Origin of the sequence: Pseudomonas sp. S49 (assembly GCF_009866785.1) — a bacterium.
Classification (GTDB): Bacteria; Pseudomonadota; Gammaproteobacteria; order Pseudomonadales; family Pseudomonadaceae; genus Aquipseudomonas.
On the sequence record NZ_CP019432.1, the window covers coordinates 172,187 to 193,884 of the forward strand.

The window sequence follows — 21,698 nt, forward strand, 5'->3', positions numbered from 1 at the left end:
TTTAATCTCCAGTTCTTATAGCTATAAAGTCATCCCCCTGCGTACCTGCCGACCAATCGGCGCGCCGCACGACCTGAACCAACACGCAATCCAGCGTGAGTGTCTGATCGACGAGCGCGCCCGTGAGCGCGCCGTGCGTGGGAGATGGAAAGATGTCCGCAGCTACTGCTTCCCCAAGCGCCGCGACCGCCGCGCCGCAATCCTTTGAAATCCGCCCGTTCAGCGGTGCCGTCGGCGCCGAAATCATCGGCCTCGACCTCACCCGGCCGATCAATGATCAAGACTTCGCGCGCATCCATCGCGCGCACCTGGATCACCACGTCGTGGTGTTCCGCGACCAGCAAATCACCCCGCAGCAACAGATCGACTTCAGCCGCCGCTTCGGCGTGTTGCAGATCCATGTGCTCAAGCAATTCCTGTTGGCCAACCACCCGGAAATCCTCATCGTTTCCAACATCGTCGAAAACGGCCAGAACATCGGCCTCGGCGATGCCGGCAAGTTCTGGCACTCCGATCTCTCCTATAAAGAACTGCCAAGCCTCGGCTCGATGCTTCACGCGCAAGAACTGCCGTCCGAGGGCGGCGATACGTTGTTCGCCGATATGCACAAAGCCTGGGACAACTTACCCGAAGCGTTGCGCAAAGCGGTCGAAGGCCGCAGTGCTGCGCACTCCTACACGGCGCGTTACAGCGAAACCAAATTCGAAGGCAACTGGCGCCCGACCCTGACCCCGGAGCAATTGGCTCAAGTCGCCGAAGTGGTGCATCCGGTGGTGCGTACGCACCCGGAGAACGGACGCAAGGCGCTGTTCGTCAGCGAAGGTTTCACCACGCGCATCGTCGGCCTGCCGGAAGACGAGAGCCAGCAACTGCTGAGCGAGCTCTATGCCCACAGCGTGCTGCCGCAAAACATCTACCGCCATCAGTGGCAGCCCCACGACCTGGTGTTCTGGGACAACCGCTCGCTGATCCATCTCGCCGCCGGCTGCCCCGCGCACCTGCGCCGCAAGCTGTATCGCACGACCATTCAGGGCGACGCGCCTTTCTGATTCGCCGGAGATTGATCAAAAAATGAACGCTCCCTTGCCAGGCCACGCGGCCAGCAACCCGATCGCCCGCAGCGACGCGTTGCTGGCGGTCGATCATGTCAGCCTCGAATACCGCACGCCGCAACGCGTAGTGCGCGCCACCCACCAAGTCAGTTTTGAAATCGACCCGGCCGATCGCTACGTGCTGCTCGGCCCGTCCGGTTGCGGCAAATCCACCTTGCTCAAAGCGGTCGCCGGGTTCATTCAGCCGTGCGAAGGTGAAATCCGCCTGCAAGGCCAGCGCGTCGACGCACCGGGGCCAGACCGGATTGTGGTGTTTCAGGAATTCGATCAGCTGCCACCGTGGAAAACCGTCAAACAGAACGTGATGTTTCCGCTGCTCGCTTCGCGCACCCTGAAGAAAAAAGCAGCTGAAGAGCGCGCGCTGCACTATCTGGAAAAGGTTGGGCTGGCGGCGTTTGCCGATGCCTACCCGCATACCTTGTCCGGCGGCATGAAAGCGCGCGTGGCGATTGCCCGGGCGTTGGCGATGCAGCCGAAAATCCTCTTGATGGACGAACCGTTCGCCGCGCTCGATGCACTGACCCGACGCAAGATGCAGGAAGAGTTGCTGCTGCTCTGGGAAGAAGTGCGTTTCACCCTGTTGTTCGTTACCCACTCGATTGAAGAAGCGTTGGTGGTCGGTAATCGCATCCTGCTGCTGTCGCCGCATCCCGGCCGAGTGCGCGCCGAAGTGCACAGCCATCAATACGACTTGCACAGCTTGGGTGGCGTGGCGTTTCAGGAATCGGCGCGGCGCATTCATCGCCTGCTGTTCGACGAAGGCCAGTCGCCGGAAACCGAGCGTGACCACGACTTCAACGACATTCGCATCGCCTATTGAGCGGCCAGGAGGACAACCCGATGAGCCAATCATCATCCGTGCGTGAAGAATTCGAAATTGTGCTGGAGCCGCTGACTGAAGTGCCGGTTGAGCGTGATCTGTCGCTCGGCACGCGGCTGTGGCAACAGGGCTGGCTGCGTAAAGGCCTGATCCTGATTGTGCTGGCGGTGCTGTGGGAAGTGGTCGCGCGGATTCAGAACAATGACCTGATGCTGCCGAGTTTCCTGCAGACCAGCCACGCGCTGTTCGAGGGTCTGCTCAGTGGTGAGTTGTTGGCCAAGGTGTGGATATCGCTGGTGGTGCTGATCAAGGGCTACCTCATCGGCATCGTTCTGGCGTTTGCCCTGACCACGCTGGCGGTGTCGACGCAATTGGGCCGCGATCTGCTGAGTACGATGACCTCGATGTTCAACCCGCTGCCGGCGATTGCTCTGTTGCCGCTGGCGTTGCTGTGGTTTGGCCTGGGGCAGAACAGCCTGATTTTCGTGCTGGTGCATTCGGTGTTGTGGGCCCTGGCGCTGAACACCTATGCCGGGTTTCTCGGGGTTTCGGACACCCTGCGCATGGCTGGGCGCAATTATGGTCTGAAGGGTTTGCGACTGGTGCTGTTCATCCTGATCCCGGCGGCGCTGCCGTCGATTCTCGCCGGGTTGAAGATCGGCTGGGCGTTTGCCTGGCGCACGTTAATCGCCGCTGAGCTGGTGTTTGGCGCGACCAGTGGCAAGGGTGGGCTGGGTTGGTACATCTTTCAGAATCGCAATGAGCTGTACACCGACAAGGTGTTTGCCGGGTTGGCGGTGGTGATTCTGATTGGCTTGCTGGTGGAGAATCTGGTGTTCGATACGCTGGAGCGGGTGACCGTCAAGCGTTGGGGGATGCAGCGGTAATTTTTGGCGTGACGGCTGGCTCCTTCGCGAGCAGGCTCGCTCCCACATTTGATCTCCTGTGGGCACAGGTTTTATGAACGACTGAAGTCCATTGTGGGAGCGAGCCTGCTCGCGAAGGCGTCTTTGAAGGCGCCGCCAAAGCTGAGGATGTTTGCTAGCATTGCGCCCAGATCAATCCTGATCAGCCAAGAGTGCTCAGTATGCAACTCCCGGACATGAACCTTCTGGTCGCCCTCGACGCCTTGCTCGACGAGGGCAGTGTGGTCGGCGCCGCGCGGCGGATGAACCTCAGTCCGGCGGCGATGAGCCGCACGCTGACGCGAATCCGCGAAGCTATCGGCGATCCGATTCTGGTGCGAGCCGGTCGGGGTCTGGTGCCAACGCCCAAAGCCCTGGAATTACGCGAGCAGGTGCGCGATGTGGTCGAGCAGGCCGCGCTGTTGTTCCGCTCCGCCGACACCGTGGAGCTGGGCACGCTGCGTCGGCGCTTCAGCATCCGCGCCAATGATTTTTTCATTGGCGTTTACGGCGGCAAGCTGTTCGACACCCTCGATCAACTGGCGCCGCACTGCGAGTTGCGCTTTGTCCCGGAAGGCGATGGCGATGATGAAGCCCTGCGAGAAGGGCGCATCGATCTGAGCGTCAGCAACACCCGGCCCGTCACCCCTGAAGTCAAAGTGCAGAACCTGTTTTCTACGCACTTTGTGGGCTTGGTACGCGAAGACCATCCCTTGCTCGACGGCGAAATCACTGCCGAGCGCTATGCCGGGTTTTCCCACATCAGCATGTCGCGCCGCGGCATCGCTCGCGGCCCGATTGATACCGCGCTGAATGCGCTGGGTCTGGAGCGGCGCGTCGCGGTGATCGCGCCGAGTTTCCATGCGGCGATGTTTGCGTTGCCTGATTCCGACCTGATCCTGCCGGTGCCCAAGGAAGCGCTGCTGAGTGTGCGCCGGCTGGGTTTGAAACTGCGTTCGTTCGACCTGCCAATCCCTTTGCCGACGCTGATGCTGACTCAAGCCTGGCATCCCCGATTCGACAAGGATCCCGCGCACCGCTGGCTGCGCGAAACCCTCAAGGCCTGTTGCGACGAAACGTGGCTGGCGGCCCAGCCTTAATCCCCGAGAAAACACAAAACCCTGTGGGAGCGAGCCTGCTCGCGAAAGCGCTGGATCAGTCACCCATGATATTGACTGACCCGACGCCTTCGCGAGCAGGCTCGCTCCCACAAGGGAAGTTCATTGTTGTGTCTGGCGCACTTATAACCTGCCAATAAGTCAATTTTCGTCATTGCCAAGCCCGACTAAGATGCTCCGGTATTTTTCCCTCCGGAGTGTGAATTCATGACATCCCTGACGGCAGCAGCGCCCATCGCTGCGGCCAGCCCGGCGACGGCGGCCACGCCACCGGTGTTCGGGGCGCGGATCATCATTGGCCTGGTCGGCGTGCTGCTGGCGGTGCTGGTGTCGGGCCTCAACGAGATGGTCACCAAAGTGGCCCTGGCCGACATCCGTGGCGCGCTGAGCATCGGTTACGACGAAGGCACCTGGCTGGTTGCCAGTTACACCGCCACCTCGGTCGCGGCCATGGCCTTCGCGCCTTGGTGTTCGGTGACCTTCTCGCTGCGCCGCTTCACCCTCTGCGCGATCGGTCTGTTCACGTTGCTCGGCGTGCTGTGCCCGTTCGCACCCAATTACGAAAGCCTGTTGCTGATGCGCATCCTGCAAGGCCTCGCCGGCGGTGCGTTGCCGCCGATGTTGATGACCGTGGCCCTGCGGTTTCTGCCCGCCAACATCAAGCTTTATGGTCTGGCTGGTTATGCGCTAACGGCGACATTCGGCCCGGGTCTGGGCACGCCGCTGGCCGGTTTATGGACCGAATACGTCGGTTGGCAATGGACGTTCTGGCAGATCATCGTGCCGTGCCTGATCGCCATGGCGGCTGTGGCGTATGGCTTGCCGCAGGATCCGCTGCGCCTGGAACGCCTCAAGTCATTCAACTGGAAAGGCCTGCTGCTCGGCTTTCCGGCGATCTGCATGCTGGTGATCGGTTTGCTGCAAGGCAATCGACTGGACTGGTTCGAGTCGAGCCTGATCTGTGGATTGCTCGGCGCCGGCTCGTTGCTGCTGGTGGCGTTTTTGATCAACGAGTGGTCGCAGCCGATTCCGTTTTTCAAATTGCAAATGCTCGGTATCCGTAACCTGTCGTTCGCGCTGATGACCCTGGCCGGTGTGCTGATAGTTCTGCAGGCGGTGGTGTTGATTCCGTCGAGTTATCTGGCGCAGGTGCAGGGTTATCGCCCGGCGCAGACCGCACCGATCATGCTGATCGCCGCATTGCCGCAGCTGATTGCGCTGCCGTTGGTGGCAGCGTTGTGCAACCTGCGCTGGGTCGATTGCCGCTGGGTGCTTGGCATGGGTTTGAGCATGTTGACGCTGTCCTGCCTGGGCGGATCGCTGCTGACTTCAGAATGGATTCGCGACAATTTCTACGTCCTGCAATGGCTGCAGATCTTCGGTCAGCCGATGTCGGTGTTGCCGCTGTTGATGTTGTCCACCGGCAGTATCCAGCCGCAGGACGGGCCGTTCGCCTCCGCGTGGTTCAACACGGTGAAAGGCTTGGCGGCCGTGGTCGCTACCGGGGTGATCGAAGCGCTGACCACCGCGCGTCTGCATTTCCATTCGACCATGTTGGTCGACAGCCTCGGCAATTCACCGCTGGCCGATCGCAGCGATCCGGGCCTCGCCCATCGCCTGCACGAACAGGCCGTGGTGCTGACTTCTTCCGATCTCTACGTGTGCATGGCTGGCGTCGCAGTGGCGTTGATCCTGCTGATTTTCTGGCTGCCGACGCGGATTTATCCGCCGCGCGCACCGACCTGATTGCTGCACTGAACAATGAAGGTTTTTATGACGACTCAAGCAAAGCAAAAACTTGCGGTAGCCGTGGCGGCCGCGCTGGCCGTAGGCGTACTGGTGTATCTGGCGCTGCCCGGTGTGTTTGGCAAACGTACCCAGCAAAATACCAACGACGCGTTTGTGTCCGCTGATTACACCCTGGTGGTGCCGCGTGTGGCCGGCTTCATCAAGGAAGTGCTGGTGGAAGACAATCAGCAGGTCAAAGCCGGGCAGTTGCTGGCGCTGATCGATGATCGCGATTTGCGTGCGTCGGCTGAAGCGGCGGATGCGCAAACTCTGGTGGCGCGGGCGCAGTTGCAGAACGCCAAGGCGACGCTGGAGCGCCAGACTTCGGTGATCGCTCAGGCGCAAGCCTCGGTAGTCTCGGCCAAGGCGGAAATGGCGTTCGCCCAGCAGGAATTGAATCGCTATAACCACTTGGCGGGCGTTGGCGCCGGCACCGTGCAAAACGCGCAACAGGCGCGCACGCGCATCGATCAGGCCACGGCTCATCTCGACACCGCCACGGCGAAACTGGCGGCAGAGCGCAAGCAGGTCGACATTCTTACCGCTCAACGAGATGCGGCCGAGGGCAGTTTGAAGCACGCACAAGCGGCGCTGGAAATCGCCAGTTTCGAACTCTCCTACACGCGCATCACTGCGCCGCAGGACGGCATGATCGGCGAGCGTGCGGTGCGCGTCGGCGCCTATGTGACGCCGGGCAGCAAGCTGCTGGCCGTTGTGCCGCTGAAACAGGCTTACGTGGTGGCCAATTTTCAGGAAACACAACTGACTGACGTGCAGCCGGGGCAAGAGGTGCAAGTACGCGTCGACAGCCTAGGTGGTGAAGCGCTGACCGGTCGCGTCGAGAGTATCGCCCCGGCGACGGGCGTGACCTTTGCGGCGGTGAAGCCGGACAACGCCACCGGCAACTTCACCAAGGTGGTGCAACGGATTCCGGTGAAGATCATGCTCGAACCGGGTCAGCCGTTGGCCGAGCGCTTGCGCGTGGGGATGTCGGTGGAAGCGAGTATTGATACCGCCAGTTCGGCGATGTCGGTGCGTGAGGTGACTCAGCGATGAGCATTATTGACCGAACCGACGCCTTCGCGAGCAGGCTCGCTCCCACAGGGAAAACGCAATCCAAAATGTGGGAGCGAGCCTGCTCGCGAAGAGGTCAGTGGCAGCAAATCAGTTTGAGTGCCTTGCTAACAGTAAGCCTCACCGCCTGCACTGTAGGCCCAGACTTCCAGAAGCCCGAAGCCCCACAAATCGCCGACTGGGCCAAACCCGCCAAGTCCGCCCCCAGTCAAGCCGTCAGCGAACCCCTCAACGAACGCTGGTGGGAAGTCTTCCACGACCCGCAACTCTCCGCACTCACTCAGCGTGCGGTGCAGAGCAACCTCGACCTGCAACTGGCCAGCAGTCGTCTGCAACAAAGCCGTGCCGCGCGCCAAGTTATCAGCGCTGACCGTTATCCGAGCACCGCCGCCACGGGCAGTTACGTGCGCAAACGCAACAGCGGCGAGGGCCTGAACGACCCGTCCGGGCACAACGGCGATTCCGCCTTCAACCTGTGGGATGCCGGTTTCTCCGCCTCATGGGAACTGGATTTCTGGGGCCGCGTGCGCCGCGAAACCGAAGCCGCCGACGCCAACCTCGAAGTCGCCGAAAACGACCGCCGTGGCGTGTTGCTTACTGTGCTTGCTGATACCGCACAAAACTACGTTCAGTTGCGCGGCGTGCAGAACACTCGCGCGGTCACCGAGCAGAACCTCGATGTCGCCCGGCACAGCCTCAAGCTCTCGCAATTGCGTCTGGCCGACGGCGTGGCGACGGACCTCGACGTCGCCGAAGCCGCCGCGCAAGTCGCGGCCATCGAATCGCGCTTGCCGGCACTGGAACAACGTCAATCGCAGTTGATCAACGCCATCAGCCTGCTGATGGGCGAACCGCCACAGGCCCTCGCAAAAGAGTTATCCACCGACGCCGCCGTGCCGCAGTCGCCGCTGCAAGTCGCCATCGGCCTGCCGTCGCAACTGGCCGAACGGCGCCCGGACATCCGCCAGGCCGAAGCGCGACTGCACGCGGCCACCGCCAACATCGGCGTGGCCAAGGGTGATTTTTATCCACGCATCACCTTGTCCGGCAACCTCGGCTCGCAAGCCATGCAACTCAGCGATTTCGGCTCCTGGGGTTCGCGTGCCTTTGGCATCGGCCCGCAATTCAGCCTGCCGCTGTTCGACGGCGGACGCCTGCGCGGCGTGCTGCAATTGCGTGAAGCGCAGCAGCAGGAAGCGGCCATCGCCTACCAGCAGACCGTGTTGCGCGCCTGGCATGAAATCGACGATCAGTTGACCGCTTACAACGCCAGCCAGCGCCGCCGCGACAGCCTTGCCGAAGCCGTACGTCAGAACCAGATCGCCTTGCGCACCGCGCAACAGCAATACGTCGAAGGCGTGGTCGATTTCGTCAACGTTCTCACCGTGCAAGGCGCACTGCTGGCAACGCAGGAGCAATGGGTGGAGAGCTCCACCGGCGTGTCGCTGGCCATGGTCGGGCTGTACAAGGCTTTGGGCGGCGGTTGGCAATCGGTGTATCCATAGGCGAAAATCGCCGCCGGGTTGCCGGGTGTCGTGAAAGCGCCAACCGGCATCGACGGTTCCGCCGTGGCTGACCTAAAGTGATGGGCAGGTTGGCGCGTCATACTCTCGTGGCGCTGCGGCGCGGCAAGAGGAAGCGATGGCGGTCAACAGAGTCACGCCAATGGGCGACACGCAAGATCCGTTTGCCGCGCCCGGTTCCTGGTTCGGCAGCCTGCGTTGGGTGCGCTGGGTAAAAAATCACTGGCTGTGGCCAATTCTGGCGCTGGCCGCGTTCGTGCGTTTTTATGACCTGACGGCGGCGGCGATCTGGGGCGATGAAGGCTCCAGCCTGCTGCTGGCGCGCTACTCGCTGAGTGAAATCTGGCAACACGCTGCGTTCGATGTGCATCCGCCGCTGTACTTCATGCTCTTGCATGGCTGGATCGGGTTGTTCGGGGACGGCATCTTTGCGCTCCGCTGTCTCAGTGCGCTGGCCGGCATTACGGCGGTCGGACTGGGCATTTGGCTGGTGGACCGTCTGGCCACTCGACGCGCCGCGTTTATCGCCGGATTGTTGCTCGCACTGCTACCGACCGCGGTGCGTTACAGCCAGGAAGTGCGCATGTACGCGCTGCTCGGTGCGCTGCTGCTCGCCGCGAGCCTGGCGCTGGTCTACTGGATCCGGCGCCCGCAACGCCGTGACTATCTCGTGGTTTACGTGGTGTTGATGAGTGCGGCGTTCTACACCCATTATTTCGCCGTGATGGCCGCACTGTGTCACTGGGTTTATCTGCTCGGCATTCGCGTGCAGCGCGGTTATCGCTTCCGGCATATCCAGCGCGCGGACTGGTGGTTGGCGAATCTGGCAATAGGCGTGCTGTATCTGCCCTGGTTGCCAAAACTGCTCGACTTGATGCAGCACATGCAACAACTCGAAGTCGGCGGCGATGTCGGTTGGGAGCCAGCGGTGACGCTGGGTTCGCTGCCGTCGATGATCTGGTCATGGCTGATTCAGGACGATGGCGAGAGTCTGCCGCTGCTGGTCTTTGGCGCGCTGCCGTTGGCACTGCTGGTGCTGGCAGTTGTCGCCGTCATGCGCGATCGCAGTGTGTCGCGCGGCAGCATTCTGCTGGCGCTGTACACCGGTCTGCCGCTGTTGCTGGTGTATCTGGTGTCGTTCATTACGCCAGTGTTCATCGAGCGTTATCTGACGGCGTACGCCCTCGGCCTGCCGATGCTGACGGCGTTGGCGATCGACCGTTTGTACAACCGCGTGCGGATGTTGGCATTGGCGGTGCTGCTGTCGTTGATCGCTGTGGAACTGGTCGGCGTGAACAACAACGCCACGGTCGACAGTCATGATCAACTCGACACGGTAGTGACGTACGTCAACCAGCATTTCCTGCCCGGTGACCGCATCGTCACCAGCGACATGCTCTGGTATCTGAGCTACGTCTACTACGATCGCACTGGGGCGCAGGTGCGCCTCTTCACGCCACCGAAAGCCGATGGCCAATCGACGCGGCCAAATGAGTACGGGTTCGGCACGCTGGTGACGAGTGATGTCTATTTGAACAGCCTGACGGAGCTGCCAGCCGGAGGCCGGGTCTGGCTGGTCGGAACCGTCGACGAGCCACAAGAGTTCTCACCGCTACCCGCAACCTGGCAGCCCAGCGCTGAAGTCCATGCGGGCGGGATGCAAGCACGCTTGTTCGTGCCCAAACCTGCGGGTGAATAGGCGGGTCAGGATTTCCCCGACAAATCCGCCATGCCCTTGAGCAATTCAATCGGCAACGGAAAGACAATCGTCGAACTCTTGTCACCGGCAATCGAACTCAAGGTCTGCATATAGCGCAACTGCATCGCCCCGGGCTGGCGACCGAGCATTTCTGCTGCTTGCATGAGTTTTTCCGAAGCCTGCAATTCGCCTTCGGCGTGGATCACCTTGGCCCGCCGCTCGCGCTCGGCTTCAGCCTGTTTGGCAATCGCCCGCACCATCGATTCGTTGAGGTCGACATGCTTGATTTCGACGTTGGCGACCTTGATGCCCCAGGCATCGGTCTGCGCATCGAGCACTTGCTGGATATCGATGTTCAACTGCTCGCGTTCGGCCAGCAGTTCATCCAGTTCATGCTTGCCGAGCACCGCACGCAGGGTGGTCTGGGCTAACTGGCTGGTAGCGGAAAGATAGTCCTCGACCTGAATAATCGCCTTTTGCGGGTCGAGTACGCGGAAATACAGCACGGCATTGACCTTGACCGACACGTTGTCACGGGTGATCACGTCCTGCGGCGGCACGTCGAGCACCACGGTGCGCAGGTCGACCCGAACCATTTGCTGCACCACCGGAATCAGCAGGATCAGCCCTGGGCCTTTGACTTGCCAGAAACGTCCGAGCTGGAACACCACGCCGCGCTCGTATTCACGCAGGATGCGGAACGTCGAGCCGGCGAGAACAATCACCAACAGCAGCAGCGCAACAAAACCGATTTGCAGACCCATGATCACTCTCCGAGCGGTGCCGCGTCAGTCGCGGCCACTTGCAGCAACAATCCCTTGCGACCCACCACTCGCACCGATTGCCCGGTGTGCAGCGCAGTGGCGCTGAGCACTTGCCAGCGCTCACCTTGCAGTTGCACCCAGCCATTACGGGCATCGCCCGGTTGCACCGTGGTGATCGCGGTGACACTGCCGAGCAGGCCGGCATCGCCACTGACCGCGTGCCGGGGGCGGGTTTTCAGGGCGCGAATCAGCAGCGCAATCAACAACAGAGCGCTGATCAGGCCAAGGCCGATCATCATCGGCACCGGCAACTCGGCGTTGCTCAGAATCAGCGCGCCGATGACGAACATGATGATCCCGCCCAGGCCAATGACGCCGTAATTGGGCAGTGCAGCTTCAGCGATCAGGAACACGATACCCAAGGTGATCAGCCACAAACCGACCGGACTCATCGGCGGCAATGAAGTGTCGGCAGCGAGGGTTGAACCGCTGATCAGCAGGAGCAAGGCAAGCGCACAACATCGGCTGTTCACGTGACCCTCCGTGAGCGTCATGTCTGTTATTACAGTCTAGTTGAGGGTTGCACTGGCTGAGTTTTGATCAATGTGCGGATGTGTCCAGTGGGCGGAATTCTCTGCACCAACCCCTCGCCGAACTAGACTCAAAGACACGGCAACCACCGTTCAGCGCGACACCGAGGTGCATCATGCGCATGGCAAGAAAAGTACAGAGCAGCCTGAACCGGGCGCACTGCGAATACGACGTCGTCGCTCACCGGCATTCATCGAGCAGCCTGGAAACCGCACGGGTCGCCGGGGTGCCTGCCGAGCGGGTGGCCAAATCGATCATCCTCGACGACCACCATGGGCATTACCTGATGGCCGTGCTCCCGGCCAGCCGTCACCTGGACCTGAGCAAAGTGCGCACCAGCGGCGAATGGCAACTGACCCGCGAAAGCAATCTGGCGCACATTTTCGATGATTGCGAACGCGGCGCGGTGCCGCCGCTGGGTGGCTCTTATGGCCTGGACATGGTCATCGACCCGTTGCTGACGCGGCAGAAGGATATTTATCTGGAGGCGGGCAACCACAACTATCTGCTACACATGAGCATGCCGGAGTTTCTGAAAATGGTGCCGCATGCCGAGGTGCGGGAGTTGAGTGATTAGGTTTCGTGGCGCCGGCACTGACGCCTTCGCGAGCAGGCTCGCTCCCACAGGTTGATCGCATTCCCCTGTGGGAGCGAGCCTGCTCGCGAATAATCTTCCAAACACCCCATTCATCAAGGAATTGCTCAATGGAAAGCCCAACGCACAGCTTGCCATCCCTGTTCAAACAACTCGGCCTTCCCGACGATCCGGTCAACATCGACAAATTCATCGCCACCCATTCCCCGCTCAAACCCAAACTGCATTTGGCTGATGCGTTTTTCTGGACGAAGAGCCAAGCGGATTTTTTGCGTGACGAGATTTTGGATGACGCCGATTGGGCGGAGGTGGTGGATCAGTTGGATGTGTTGTTGCGTAAGGGCAGAAGTGTGTAAAAAAAATTGTAGGAAAAGGCTGTAATGTAAAAAAAACATGCGCGATGTAAAAAAAACTGGGCTTTAATCGTCGCAGTGAATTTTTTATGTGGACGATGACGATGCCAACTGTTGGATATGCCCACCTGCGTGATGCGCTGAAGCTTAATGCATTTGCCCCCAAGCGCATTGCGATGATCAAACCGGTTACCCGGATTACCTTGATCGGTGAGTGTCTAGCGGTTCCAAACGGCGTCGCGCCGGCACAGGGTTCGACACTTGAGCACATCTTGTTTGCTCTGAAGCATGAGGGAATAAACCTGTGCATTCTTGCTCAAGCGCTTGAAACCGTTGAAGCGGACGAGTTGCTAGGTGAGTTGAGCCGATCACCTAACGGGGTATTTATCCGCAAAGCCTGTTTTCTTTGGGAAAGTTTCACGGGCAAACAGCTGGAATATTCCGTACCGGTTCGGGGCAACGTTGTCGCTTTGTTTGATCCCAAGCGTTATGTCACCGGGCCTGCAATTCGAAATAGTCGTTGGCGGGTAGATTTTAACGGGTTGGGGTCAATGCGTTACTGCGCCACAGTCGAGCGTACGACGGAGCTGCAGGCGCTGCTTGATCTGGACATCCTTGGTCGAGCCCAGGCTTTTATGGCGACGTTGCCGCCGGAAATGATGGATCGGGCAATCAATTGGGCCTATCTGCATGAGACCCGCGATTCTTTCGCCATTGAGAAAGAAGAGCCCAACGAAGAAAAGTCGCGCCGTTTTGTTCGGCTTCTCCGCCAAGCCCATGAGCGAACAGAGTTGAGCGAAGACTATTTGGTCGAGTTGCAGAACAGTACGGTTTCCAATCCTTTCGATAAAGCTGTGCTTTTCCGTCATGAACAGAACCATTTACACAACGGCTTGAGAGGCGCAGCTGGCGTCAGCTATGTCCCGCCTCCACCGCAATTGTGCAGGGAGTTGATGGACGAGTTGATGAGTTTTGCCAATCACTCAGCCAAGCAGGTTGATCCGTTGATAGCTGCAGCGGTTGTGGCTTTCGGGTTTGTCTTTCTTCACCCGTTCATGGATGGCAATGGTCGACTTTCACGTTTCCTGATTCACCAGACGCTTTGCCACTCTGGCGCTCTAAAAAATGGTTTGTTGTTACCGGTTTCCGTAGCGATGAAACACGAAGAGTCTGGCTATCTCGAAGCGTTAAAGGAGTTCTCGAAACCAGCAAGAGAGTTCTGGAATGTCACTTGGCTGGACGCTGATCAGATGGCTTTCGATTTTATTGGGCACGACTCAATCTATCGATTCTGGGACGGGACTCAATGTGCAGAATTTACCTTGCAGATGGCCTTGCGAGCATTGGAAGTGGAGCTGCGCGAGGAGACCGAGTTTCTTGAAAAATACGACTACGTCATCAAAGAGGTGAATGGGCGTTTTGACGTACGGGGGAGCGACCTCTCGAAACTGGTAATGATGTGTCTGGACAACGGTGACAAAGTTTCAAAGCATCGACGTAAGCAGTTCCAGTTCAGCGTGCCGGAGGAGGTTTTCGATTTCATTGAGCAGATAGCGGGTGATTTCGATTCGGTAGGCTAACCCTGAACAGGCAATTTGTTTCAAAACTTGACTGAAATTCCCCTCCAATGCGATATTGATAGTTAGCAAACTAACAGTGTGCATTTCCCCTTGCCGAACGATCTCGACGCTCTCCAGATGAACATCAGCAGTGCCATGGTGGTGGCCGCCAGGCATTGGCGGAAGATCTGCCAGACCACGCTGGTCAACTATGGAATCTCCGAAGCCTGCGCCGTCCCGCTGCTAATGATCGGGCGTCTGGGCGAGGGCGTGCGCCAGGTGCAAGTGGCGCAGGCGGCCGGGATGGAGAGTCCGTCGCTGGTGCGTCTGCTCGATCAGTTGTGTCATTCCGGCTACGTCTGCCGCACCGAAGATGCCCAGGATCGCCGGGCCAAATGCCTGAGCCTGACCGACACCGGGCGTGAACTGGTGCAAGCGGTGGAGATCGAACTGGTGCGCTTGCGTCACGAGGTGCTCGAAGGCATCGAGCAAAGCGATCTGGAAGCTACGCTTCGGGTACTCAGAGCTTTTGAGGCGGCCAGTCCGCCTTTGGTGGTCAATTCTTGAACGGTTTTTTCTCCGGCATTCCGCCGGCCCGTGACTGGTTCTACGGGGTGCGGACTTTTGCAGCGTCGATGATTGCGCTGTACATCGCCTTGCTCATGCAAATGCCGCGTCCGTATTGGGCGATGGCCACGGTGTATATCGTCTCCAGCCCGTTTCTCGGGCCGACCAGTTCCAAGGCGCTGTACCGTGCCATCGGTACCTTTCTCGGTGCCGCGGCGGCGGTTTTTTTCGTGCCGATGTTTGTGCAGAGCCCGTATGTGCTGGTGGTAGTCATCGCGCTGTGGACGGGGATTTTGCTGTTCCTGTCTCTGCAACTGCGCACGGCCAACAACTACGCATTGATGCTTGCCGGTTACACCTTGCCGCTGATTGCCTTGCCGGTGGTGGATAACCCGCTGGCGGTGTGGGACGTGGCGGAAGCGCGGACCGAAGAGATTTTCCTCGGCATCGCCGTGGCTGCGGTGGTCGGCGCGATGTTCTGGCCACGCCGTCTGGCGCCGGTGTTCAACGACGCGGTGAGCAAGTGGTTCGCCGACGCAACGACCTATAGCCTGAAATTCCTCAGCCGCGATGTGCAGCCCGAAGAAGTCACCGCACTGCGCATGGCCATGGTCGCTAACTTCAACAGCCTTGAATTGATGATCGGCCAGTTGCCCCACGAAGGCGCGCGACCGCAAACCGTGCGCAACACCAAAGAATTGCGCGGGCGGATGATTCATCTATTACCGGTGATCGATGCGCTGGAAGATTCGCTCTACGCCCTAGAGCGGCGCACACCAGAGCTGGTCGAAAAATTCGCACCGCTGCTGGCCGCGACCCGTGAATGGCTCGGTCATCAAGATGCTGATCTCGACCGCTGGCAAGCGCTGAAAGATCAGCTCGAAGCCCTGCAACCGAGCGTCGAGGCGCTTGAGGATCGCAGGCAATTGCTGTTCTCCAACTCGATTTATCGCCTCGGCGAATTCATCGATTTATGGCAGGACTGTCGCAGTCTGCAGGACGCGATTCTTTGCGAACGCCAGGACAGCTGGCGCGCGGTGTATCGCCACTGGCGCCTGGGTCGTCTGACGCCGTTCATTGATCGTGGGCTGATGCTCTACTCGGTGGCCTCGACCGTTCTGGCGATCATCACCGCCTCGGTGCTGTGGATTCTGCTCGGCTGGCCGGACGGCGGTAGCGCAGTGATTCTGGCGGCGGTGGCCTGTAGCTTCTTCGCCTCGATGGACGACCCGGCACCGCAGATTTACCGGTTCTTTTTCTGGACCGGCATGTCGGTGCTGTTCGCCAGCCTTTATCTGTTTTTGATTCTGCCCAACCTGCATGACTTCCCGATGCTGGTGCTGGCGTTTTCCATCCCGTTCATCTGCGTCGGCACGCTGACGGTGCAGCCGCGTTTTTTCCTCGGCATGCTGCTGACGCTGGTCAACACCTCGTCGTTCATCAGCATTCAGGGCGCTTACGATGCGGATTTTTTCGCCTTCGTGAACTCCAACCTCGCTGGACCGATCGGCCTGCTGTTCGCTTTCATCTGGACGCTGGTGGCGCGTCCGTTCGGCGCCGAGCTGGCGGCCAAGCGCCTGACCCGTTTCAGCTGGAAAGACATCGTCCATATGACCGAACCGGCCAACCTTGCCGAACACCGCAAATTGGGCGTGCAGTTGCTCGATCGACTGATGCAGCACCTGCCGCGTCTGGCCCTCACCGGCCAGGACACCGGCATCGCCATGCGCGAAGTGCGCGTCGGCCTGAACCTGCTCGATTTGCTCGCCTACACCCCACGGGTGACCGGCGCGCCGAACGCGCTGTTGCAGCAAGTGGTCAGTGAAGTCGGCGAGTATTTCCGCGCCTGCCTCAAGGCCGGCGAACGCTTGCCGGCGCCAGCGCCGTTGTTGATGACCCTCGATCGCACTCGTCGCGCACTCAATGGCCACGGCGACGATGAAACCCGTCTGAATCTGTTGCACGCCTTGAGCGGTTTGCGTCTGGCGCTGTTGCCCGGCGTCGAATTCGTCTCCAGTGCCGACTCCGAAGAACCGCTGCCCGATGGAGCGCCCCTATGATCGGTGATCTGGACATCAGCGGCATTTTCCTGCCGACCCTGCTGGTGTTGATGGGCATCACTTATGTGCTGTTTTTGCTGGTGCATGCCGTGCTTACGCGCGTGCACTTTTACCGTCTGGTCTGGCACCGGGCATTGTTCAACGTGGCCCTCTACGCCGTGCTTCTGTACGGCGTGGACTCACTCAGTCGATACCTGATGACATGAAAAAACCGTTCTTGACCATCGGTCGCGTGGTACTGACCCTGCTGATCGTGACTTTTGCCGTTGTCCTCGTCTGGCGCATGGTGATGTATTACATGTTTGCGCCGTGGACCCGTGACGGCCACATTCGCGCCGACATCATCCAGATCGCCCCGGACGTGTCCGGATTGATCCAGCAGGTTGAAGTGAAAGACAACCAGTTGATCAAGCGTGGCCAGGTACTGTTCAGCATCGATCAGGATCGCTTCAAACTGGCGCTGCGTCAGGCCAAAGCGGCTGTCGCCGACCGCGAAGAAACCCTCGCTCAGGCCCAGCGCGAAGCCAAGCGTAACCGTGGTCTCGGCAACCTGGTGCCCGCCGAGCAACTGGAAGAAAGCCAATCGAAGGTTGCCCGCGCGCAATCGGCACTGGCCGAAGCCATGGTCACCGTGGACAGCGCCCAGCTCAACCTCGACCGCTCGGTGATCCGCAGCCCAGTCGACGGTTACGTCAACGACCGCGCGCCGCGTCCGCAGGAGTTCGTCACCGCCGGGCGTCCGGTATTGTCGGTGGTCGACAGCAATTCGTTCCACATCGACGGCTATTTCGAAGAGACCAAACTCGACGGAATTCATGTCGGCCAGTCGGTGGATATCCGCGTGATCGGCGACCGCGCCAAACTGCGTGGGCATGTCGAAAGCATCGTCGCCGGCATCGAAGACCGCGACCGCAGCAGCGGCAGCAACTTGCTGCCGAACGTTAACCCGGCATTCAGCTGGGTGCGGCTGGCGCAGCGGATTCCGGTGCGGATTGCCTTTGATGATGTGCCGGCAGATTTCCGCATGATCGCCGGGCGCACTGCCACCGTTTCGATCATCGACGATCAGAAAGCCGACGACCGCAAGCAGGAGCCCGTGCAATGAACCGGGCGCTGATGATCGCCGGGTTGGGCGTGATGCTCTCGGCCTGTCAGATGGTCGGGCCGGACTATCAGGTGCCTGAGGATGCGGCGGTGCAGCGCAAGGATTTTCAGGGTGAACTGGCCGTGGCCGGCAAACCGGTAGTCTCGGCGCCGGTGCCGGCCGATTGGTGGCGTCTTTATAAGGATGCGCGGCTGGATCAACTGGTGCAGCAGGCCATGGCCTCCAACACCGATTTACGCGTCGCGGCGGCGAACCTGCAGCGGGCTCGCGCTCAGGTCGATGAGGCCGAAGCCGCGGGCGGCTGGAGCGCAGGCGTGAAGATGGGCGCGCAGCGTTTGCAAGAGTCTGGTCAGGCATTCTTGCTGCCGGAAAAAGTCCCGGTCGATAACGTCGGCGACATCGGCATCAGCGCTTCTTATCAGTTCGATCTGTGGGGCACATTGCAGCGTGGCATCGAAGGCGCAAAGGCCAATGCCGACGCGACCCAGGCCGCGGCAGACACGGCGCGGATCACCTTGGTGGCAGACGTCGTGCGTGCTTACACCCAAGTCTGCGCGGCCAACGAAGAACGGGAAATCGCCGAGCATTCCCTCGACCTGCAATCGCAAAGCACCACGCTGACCCAGCGTCTGCGCGACGCTGGACGTGGCGATGAAACTCAGGTGACCCGCTCGCAAACCCAGTTCAAATCCTTGCGCGCCGAACTGCCCCGCTATGAAGCCGCGCGTCAGGCAGGGCTGTTCCGTCTGTCGATGCTGTTGGCGAAACCGGTCGATCAATTGCCGGCCGGTACCGCTACCTGCGCAGAACTGCCTAAAATCGCCCAACTGGTACCAGTCGGCGATGGCGCTGCGCTGCTCAAACGTCGCCCGGACATTCGCCAGGCCGAACGTCGTCTGGCCGCTTCGACCGCCGGGATCGGCGTCGCCACTGGCGAGTTGTATCCGGACATCAGTATCGGCGCGACCATCGGCACTGTTGGTCTCATCGATGACTTGGGTGATCCGTCGACCAACCGCTGGGGCTTTGGCCCATCGCTGAGCTGGAAGGTTCCGACCAACGGCGCCCGCGCGCGAATCCGCGAGGCAGAAGCGGCGACCCAAGGCGCCTTGGCGCACTTCGACGGCGTGGTGCTCAACGCCATTCGCGAAACCCAGACCGGTCTGGCCCAGTACAGCGCGCTGTTGCAACGCCGTGATGCGCTGGCCGATGCCGAGCAATCGGCGAAACTGGCCGCCGACCAGACCCACCGCTTCTTCCAGGCCGGCCGCGAGTCGTTCCTGGCTGACCTGCAAGCAACCCGCACCTACACCGATGTGACCGCGCAATTGGCCGCCGCCAACACCCAGGTTGCGATGAGTCAGATCGATTTGTTCCTCGCTTTGGGCGGCGGCTGGGAAAGCGGACGAACGCACGCGACAAGCGCCAGCAAACCCTGAGGCCGTTGCTATGCTTTGAAGTGTTGAAGGGGCGCCCCGTGCACAGCGCCCCTTCAGCGCACATTGCTAGCGCTGGTCTAGGGGAAACCAATAATGAAAAACCCTTACGCTCTCGGCTTCTGGTGCGCCCTGGTAGCGTTGGTGCTGCTCTCGGCCACTTATTTCTACGGCATCATGCTGGCTCACCAGATCGACAAGGCCATGGTCTTCCTCGACAGCGCCGTCGCGCTGATCGCGGTCATGGCAATCGTCGTCGTGGCGTGGGCGTCGGTTCAGGTGCAACGGGTCAAGAAACGGCAGCTTGAACAAGGCAAGACTCTGGTGCTGATCTGGGACACCAAAGTCGCTCTGCGCCGGGTCGAAACCGTGTTCGACCGGTATTTCTGGGGTAGCTACTGGCAACCCGGGCGGACCTTCGCCGAGGTCATGGGCGAGCTCACCGGCACGCCACTGGAAAAAAGCCTCGAAGCGCTGAAAAAGCAGTGTCTGGAACTCGACAAGCAGATTGATGGCGAGGGCTGGCACTGGCTCAACAATGCCCGGGAATTGTCCGACGTCGCCACGGCTATGGCCCGTGAACGCTATCAACTGGATTTTTGCGACCCGCGCGCCGACGGGCCGGGCGGGGCGGTGATTGATCGGGACTTTGAAGTGCTGGTGTACACCTGGACCGCGCGGCTGAAAAGCTTTGATCATCAGCTGGATGAGATCGAGGTTCAGTATTCCTGATTCTCTGCTGAATCATCTGGCCCCTTCGCGAGCAGGCTCGCTCCCACAGGTACAGTGTTGTCCTTGTGGGAGCGAGCCTGCTCGCGAAGGCGGACTGAAAAACACCGAAACTCTTCCCGCCTGTCGACTGTCCACAATTCCCATAGACACTCTTTAACCTTTAAACATTGGGCCAGCTCACGCGCCCGGTGCTAATCTCCACCGCTGAATTCAGCGCAGTCGAGCCGCGACCCGGTCACGGGTTCAGGGAAGACGACACTCACAGCCACGGAAATCGATCAGGTCATTCATGAATAAATCAGCAGGCGTGCTCCTCGGAATTGTTGTTGCCATCGGCGCGATCAGCGCAGGCGGGGCCTGGTACACCGGGACCAAGATCGAAGGCGTGCTGAACAACGCCGTCACCAACGCCAACCAAGAGCTGCAAACCGCGATGGCCGGCTCCAACGGCACCGCATCGCTGGAGCTGGTGTCGCTGGAACGCCACACCTTCACCAGCACCGCGCACTACCGCCTCAAAGGCGAAGGCGAGATGTTTGGTGATGCGCCGGTCGAACTGCTGTTCGTAGACCACATCGAACATGGCCCGCTGCCGTTCTCGCGTCTGGTTTCGCTGAAATGGCTGCCGGTCATGGCCACCAGCAACTACGAGCTGGAAAAGAACCCGGCCACCGAGAAGTGGTTCGCCGCCACCAAGGGCGCCGCGCCGCTCAAAGGCGTGACCAGCCTCGGCTACGACGAATCGACCACCAGCACCCTCGACCTGCTGCCGTTCGAAACTGCGCTGGATGAGCAGTCGAGCCTGAAGTTCTCCGGCCTGACCATGAATATCTCTGCTAATGCCAAAGCGCAGAAGGTCAAGGCGGACGGCTACATGGACAACCTGAAACTGGTCACCGTGGCTGAAGACCAAGCGCCGGTGCAGGTCGAACTCAACGGTCTGACCCTGGCCAGCAACCTCGCCAAGAGCAGCTATGGCTACTACACCGGGGAAAACACCCTGGTGCTGACCAACAGCAAAACCACCTTCGGCACCAAGCAATCGGTGCTTGGCGTGAAGAACTTCGAAATGAAGAACCTCACCGAAGAAAACGGCAGCAATGCCTCGGGTCGTGCTGACTACAAGATTGGCGAAGTCAGCCTCAATGACAAGAAAGTCGGCTCGGCGAACATGGCCATGAGCCTGAAAAACCTCGACATCCCGTCGACGATGTCACTGATGCAGATCTACCAGACCAAATTGCAGCCTTATGAAAAAGCTGCCGCCGAGGCAGCAGCCCAAGGCTTGCCAGCGCCAGAGCTGAACCTGACCGAAGCGGAAAATGCGCAGGTCAAAGCCGATCTGCAAAAACTGCTGGCCGCCGGCCCACAGTTTGCGCTGGAAAATCTCTCGTTCAACACCGCCAATGGCGAGAGCAAGGCCAATCTGGTGATCGACCTGACCAAACCGCAATCGATGGATCTGCCGCCGGATCAGTTGGGCAAACAACTGATCGCGTTGCTGGACCTGAATATTCAGGTATCGAAGCCGATGCTGGTCGATCTGCTCAGCGTGCAGGCGCAACTGGATGGTCAGACTGACGCCAAGGCGATCGTCGATCAGTCCAAGGAAGCGGCCGATATGTTCGCCGGCATGGCGGTCGGTTCGCAGCTGGCGGTCGTCGACGGCAGCAACGTCGTGACCAAGTTGCATTACGCCGCCAATCAGGTCGAATTCAACGGCCAGAAGATGACCGTCGAGCAGTTCGTCGGCTTCCTGATGAACAAGTTCGCCGGCGTCACGCAAGTGCAGTAATCCTGCGTTCTTGATAGCAACGCCCGGCCTCTGTATCGCACAGACGCCGGGCGTTTTGCTGTCTGGCGTTCGGGTTTTCGGCTGAACCGCCAGCACGATTCT

Annotated in this window: 20 protein-coding genes; 18 read left to right on the forward strand and 2 right to left on the reverse strand. The window is 60.1% G+C overall.

Translation table 11 applies throughout. The annotated features are described in order from the left end of the window. Window positions 1-152: 152 nt before the first annotated feature. The 8 genes from PspS49_RS00730 to PspS49_RS00765 all read left to right on the forward strand — a co-directional run bounded on the left by PspS49_RS00730 (window position 153) and on the right by PspS49_RS00765 (window position 10,039). Complete coding sequence (locus PspS49_RS00730) at window positions 153-1,049, forward strand: TauD/TfdA family dioxygenase (RefSeq protein WP_127925366.1); 897 nt, start codon at window positions 153-155, stop codon at window positions 1,047-1,049. A gap of 22 nt (window positions 1,050-1,071) precedes the next feature. Continuing rightward, window positions 1,072-1,932 carry an ABC transporter ATP-binding protein gene (locus PspS49_RS00735; protein WP_127925367.1) on the forward strand — a complete coding sequence of 287 codons (861 nt, stop codon included), beginning with the start codon at window positions 1,072-1,074 and terminating at the stop codon, window positions 1,930-1,932. Window positions 1,933-1,952: 20 nt separating this feature from the next. Next, the gene (locus PspS49_RS00740; RefSeq protein WP_160037705.1) at window positions 1,953-2,819 is read left to right on the forward strand and encodes an ABC transporter permease; all 867 of its coding nucleotides are present in this window, start codon (window positions 1,953-1,955) and stop codon (window positions 2,817-2,819) included. A 200-nt stretch (window positions 2,820-3,019) separates the two neighbouring features. Continuing rightward, window positions 3,020-3,937, forward strand: coding sequence for a LysR family transcriptional regulator (locus PspS49_RS00745; protein WP_025113444.1), 918 nt, complete (start codon window positions 3,020-3,022; stop codon window positions 3,935-3,937). Window positions 3,938-4,162: 225 nt separating this feature from the next. Next, complete coding sequence (locus tag PspS49_RS00750) at window positions 4,163-5,701, forward strand: MFS transporter (protein ID WP_150750269.1); 1,539 nt, start codon at window positions 4,163-4,165, stop codon at window positions 5,699-5,701. A 27-nt stretch (window positions 5,702-5,728) separates the two neighbouring features. Next, window positions 5,729-6,799 (forward strand): HlyD family secretion protein, encoded by a 1,071-nt coding sequence (locus PspS49_RS00755; RefSeq protein ID WP_160037707.1) that lies wholly within the window; start codon window positions 5,729-5,731, stop codon window positions 6,797-6,799. Next, a complete protein-coding gene (locus tag PspS49_RS00760; RefSeq protein ID WP_174245033.1) occupies window positions 6,796-8,322 on the forward strand; it encodes an efflux transporter outer membrane subunit in 1,527 nt (508 codons plus the stop codon). Before PspS49_RS00755 ends, PspS49_RS00760 begins: the two co-directional genes overlap by 4 nt. A gap of 136 nt (window positions 8,323-8,458) precedes the next feature. Continuing rightward, complete coding sequence (locus PspS49_RS00765; protein WP_160037711.1) at window positions 8,459-10,039, forward strand: glycosyltransferase family 39 protein; 1,581 nt, start codon at window positions 8,459-8,461, stop codon at window positions 10,037-10,039. 5 nt (window positions 10,040-10,044) lie between these two features. Here PspS49_RS00765 and PspS49_RS00770 read toward each other — a convergent pair whose 3' ends face one another. After that, window positions 10,045-10,806: a slipin family protein gene (locus tag PspS49_RS00770; RefSeq protein ID WP_174245093.1), complete on the reverse strand. Its 762-nt coding sequence runs from the start codon at window positions 10,804-10,806 to the stop codon at window positions 10,045-10,047. Next, window positions 10,806-11,336, reverse strand: a complete 531-nt coding sequence (locus PspS49_RS00775; RefSeq protein WP_174245034.1) for an NfeD family protein — start codon at window positions 11,334-11,336, stop codon at window positions 10,806-10,808. The genes PspS49_RS00770 and PspS49_RS00775 overlap by 1 nt, the downstream gene beginning before the upstream one ends. Window positions 11,337-11,509: 173 nt before the next feature. Between PspS49_RS00775 and PspS49_RS00780 the strand changes: the two genes are divergently transcribed. The 10 genes from PspS49_RS00780 to PspS49_RS00825 all read left to right on the forward strand — a co-directional run bounded on the left by PspS49_RS00780 (window position 11,510) and on the right by PspS49_RS00825 (window position 21,596). Continuing rightward, the gene (locus tag PspS49_RS00780) at window positions 11,510-11,971 is read left to right on the forward strand and encodes a YbaK/EbsC family protein (RefSeq protein ID WP_127925372.1); all 462 of its coding nucleotides are present in this window, start codon (window positions 11,510-11,512) and stop codon (window positions 11,969-11,971) included. 128 nt (window positions 11,972-12,099) lie between these two features. Continuing rightward, window positions 12,100-12,345 carry a DUF2789 domain-containing protein gene (locus tag PspS49_RS00785; RefSeq protein ID WP_127925373.1) on the forward strand — a complete coding sequence of 82 codons (246 nt, stop codon included), beginning with the start codon at window positions 12,100-12,102 and terminating at the stop codon, window positions 12,343-12,345. 101 nt (window positions 12,346-12,446) lie between these two features. Next, window positions 12,447-13,922 (forward strand): Fic family protein, encoded by a 1,476-nt coding sequence (locus PspS49_RS00790; protein WP_174245035.1) that lies wholly within the window; start codon window positions 12,447-12,449, stop codon window positions 13,920-13,922. Window positions 13,923-14,039: 117 nt separating this feature from the next. Then, window positions 14,040-14,468, forward strand: coding sequence for a MarR family transcriptional regulator (locus PspS49_RS00795; protein ID WP_127925375.1), 429 nt, complete (start codon window positions 14,040-14,042; stop codon window positions 14,466-14,468). Beyond that, on the forward strand, window positions 14,465-16,528 hold the full coding sequence (locus PspS49_RS00800) for an FUSC family protein (protein WP_127925376.1): 2,064 nt from the start codon (window positions 14,465-14,467) through the stop codon (window positions 16,526-16,528). Before PspS49_RS00795 ends, PspS49_RS00800 begins: the two co-directional genes overlap by 4 nt. Continuing rightward, the gene (locus tag PspS49_RS00805) at window positions 16,525-16,734 is read left to right on the forward strand and encodes a DUF1656 domain-containing protein (protein WP_007917703.1); all 210 of its coding nucleotides are present in this window, start codon (window positions 16,525-16,527) and stop codon (window positions 16,732-16,734) included. Before PspS49_RS00800 ends, PspS49_RS00805 begins: the two co-directional genes overlap by 4 nt. Further along, complete coding sequence (locus tag PspS49_RS00810) at window positions 16,731-17,633, forward strand: HlyD family secretion protein (RefSeq protein WP_127925377.1); 903 nt, start codon at window positions 16,731-16,733, stop codon at window positions 17,631-17,633. Before PspS49_RS00805 ends, PspS49_RS00810 begins: the two co-directional genes overlap by 4 nt. Beyond that, window positions 17,630-19,072 (forward strand): efflux transporter outer membrane subunit, encoded by a 1,443-nt coding sequence (locus PspS49_RS00815; RefSeq protein ID WP_160037713.1) that lies wholly within the window; start codon window positions 17,630-17,632, stop codon window positions 19,070-19,072. The genes PspS49_RS00810 and PspS49_RS00815 overlap by 4 nt, the downstream gene beginning before the upstream one ends. Before the next feature lie 93 nt (window positions 19,073-19,165). Further along, window positions 19,166-19,801 (forward strand): NADH:ubiquinone oxidoreductase subunit N, encoded by a 636-nt coding sequence (locus PspS49_RS00820; protein ID WP_095113887.1) that lies wholly within the window; start codon window positions 19,166-19,168, stop codon window positions 19,799-19,801. Between the two features lie 289 nt (window positions 19,802-20,090). Next, entirely contained in the window at window positions 20,091-21,596 is a 1,506-nt protein-coding gene (locus PspS49_RS00825) for a YdgA family protein (RefSeq protein WP_160037715.1), read from the forward strand. Window positions 21,597-21,698: the final 102 nt, after the last annotated feature.

What these genes read in the sequence shown, in the direction of transcription:
- PspS49_RS00740 (WP_160037705.1), top strand. Translation starts at nt 1,953, where the DNA reads ATGAGCCAATCATCATCCGTGCGTGAAGAATTCGAAATTGTGCTGGAG.
- PspS49_RS00760 (WP_174245033.1), top strand. Translation starts at nt 6,796, where the DNA reads ATGAGCATTATTGACCGAACCGACGCCTTCGCGAGCAGGCTCGCTCCC.
- PspS49_RS00755 (WP_160037707.1), top strand. Translation starts at nt 5,729, where the DNA reads ATGACGACTCAAGCAAAGCAAAAACTTGCGGTAGCCGTGGCGGCCGCG.
- PspS49_RS00790 (WP_174245035.1), top strand. Translation starts at nt 12,447, where the DNA reads ATGCCAACTGTTGGATATGCCCACCTGCGTGATGCGCTGAAGCTTAAT.
- PspS49_RS00735 (WP_127925367.1), top strand. Translation starts at nt 1,072, where the DNA reads ATGAACGCTCCCTTGCCAGGCCACGCGGCCAGCAACCCGATCGCCCGC.
- PspS49_RS00750 (WP_150750269.1), top strand. Translation starts at nt 4,163, where the DNA reads ATGACATCCCTGACGGCAGCAGCGCCCATCGCTGCGGCCAGCCCGGCG.
- PspS49_RS00805 (WP_007917703.1), top strand. Translation starts at nt 16,525, where the DNA reads ATGATCGGTGATCTGGACATCAGCGGCATTTTCCTGCCGACCCTGCTG.
- PspS49_RS00820 (WP_095113887.1), top strand. Translation starts at nt 19,166, where the DNA reads ATGAAAAACCCTTACGCTCTCGGCTTCTGGTGCGCCCTGGTAGCGTTG.
- PspS49_RS00795 (WP_127925375.1), top strand. Translation starts at nt 14,040, where the DNA reads ATGAACATCAGCAGTGCCATGGTGGTGGCCGCCAGGCATTGGCGGAAG.
- PspS49_RS00780 (WP_127925372.1), top strand. Translation starts at nt 11,510, where the DNA reads ATGCGCATGGCAAGAAAAGTACAGAGCAGCCTGAACCGGGCGCACTGC.
- PspS49_RS00730 (WP_127925366.1), top strand. Translation starts at nt 153, where the DNA reads ATGTCCGCAGCTACTGCTTCCCCAAGCGCCGCGACCGCCGCGCCGCAA.
- PspS49_RS00765 (WP_160037711.1), top strand. Translation starts at nt 8,459, where the DNA reads ATGGCGGTCAACAGAGTCACGCCAATGGGCGACACGCAAGATCCGTTT.
- PspS49_RS00785 (WP_127925373.1), top strand. Translation starts at nt 12,100, where the DNA reads ATGGAAAGCCCAACGCACAGCTTGCCATCCCTGTTCAAACAACTCGGC.
- PspS49_RS00825 (WP_160037715.1), top strand. Translation starts at nt 20,091, where the DNA reads ATGAATAAATCAGCAGGCGTGCTCCTCGGAATTGTTGTTGCCATCGGC.
- PspS49_RS00810 (WP_127925377.1), top strand. Translation starts at nt 16,731, where the DNA reads ATGAAAAAACCGTTCTTGACCATCGGTCGCGTGGTACTGACCCTGCTG.
- PspS49_RS00815 (WP_160037713.1), top strand. Translation starts at nt 17,630, where the DNA reads ATGAACCGGGCGCTGATGATCGCCGGGTTGGGCGTGATGCTCTCGGCC.
- PspS49_RS00745 (WP_025113444.1), top strand. Translation starts at nt 3,020, where the DNA reads ATGCAACTCCCGGACATGAACCTTCTGGTCGCCCTCGACGCCTTGCTC.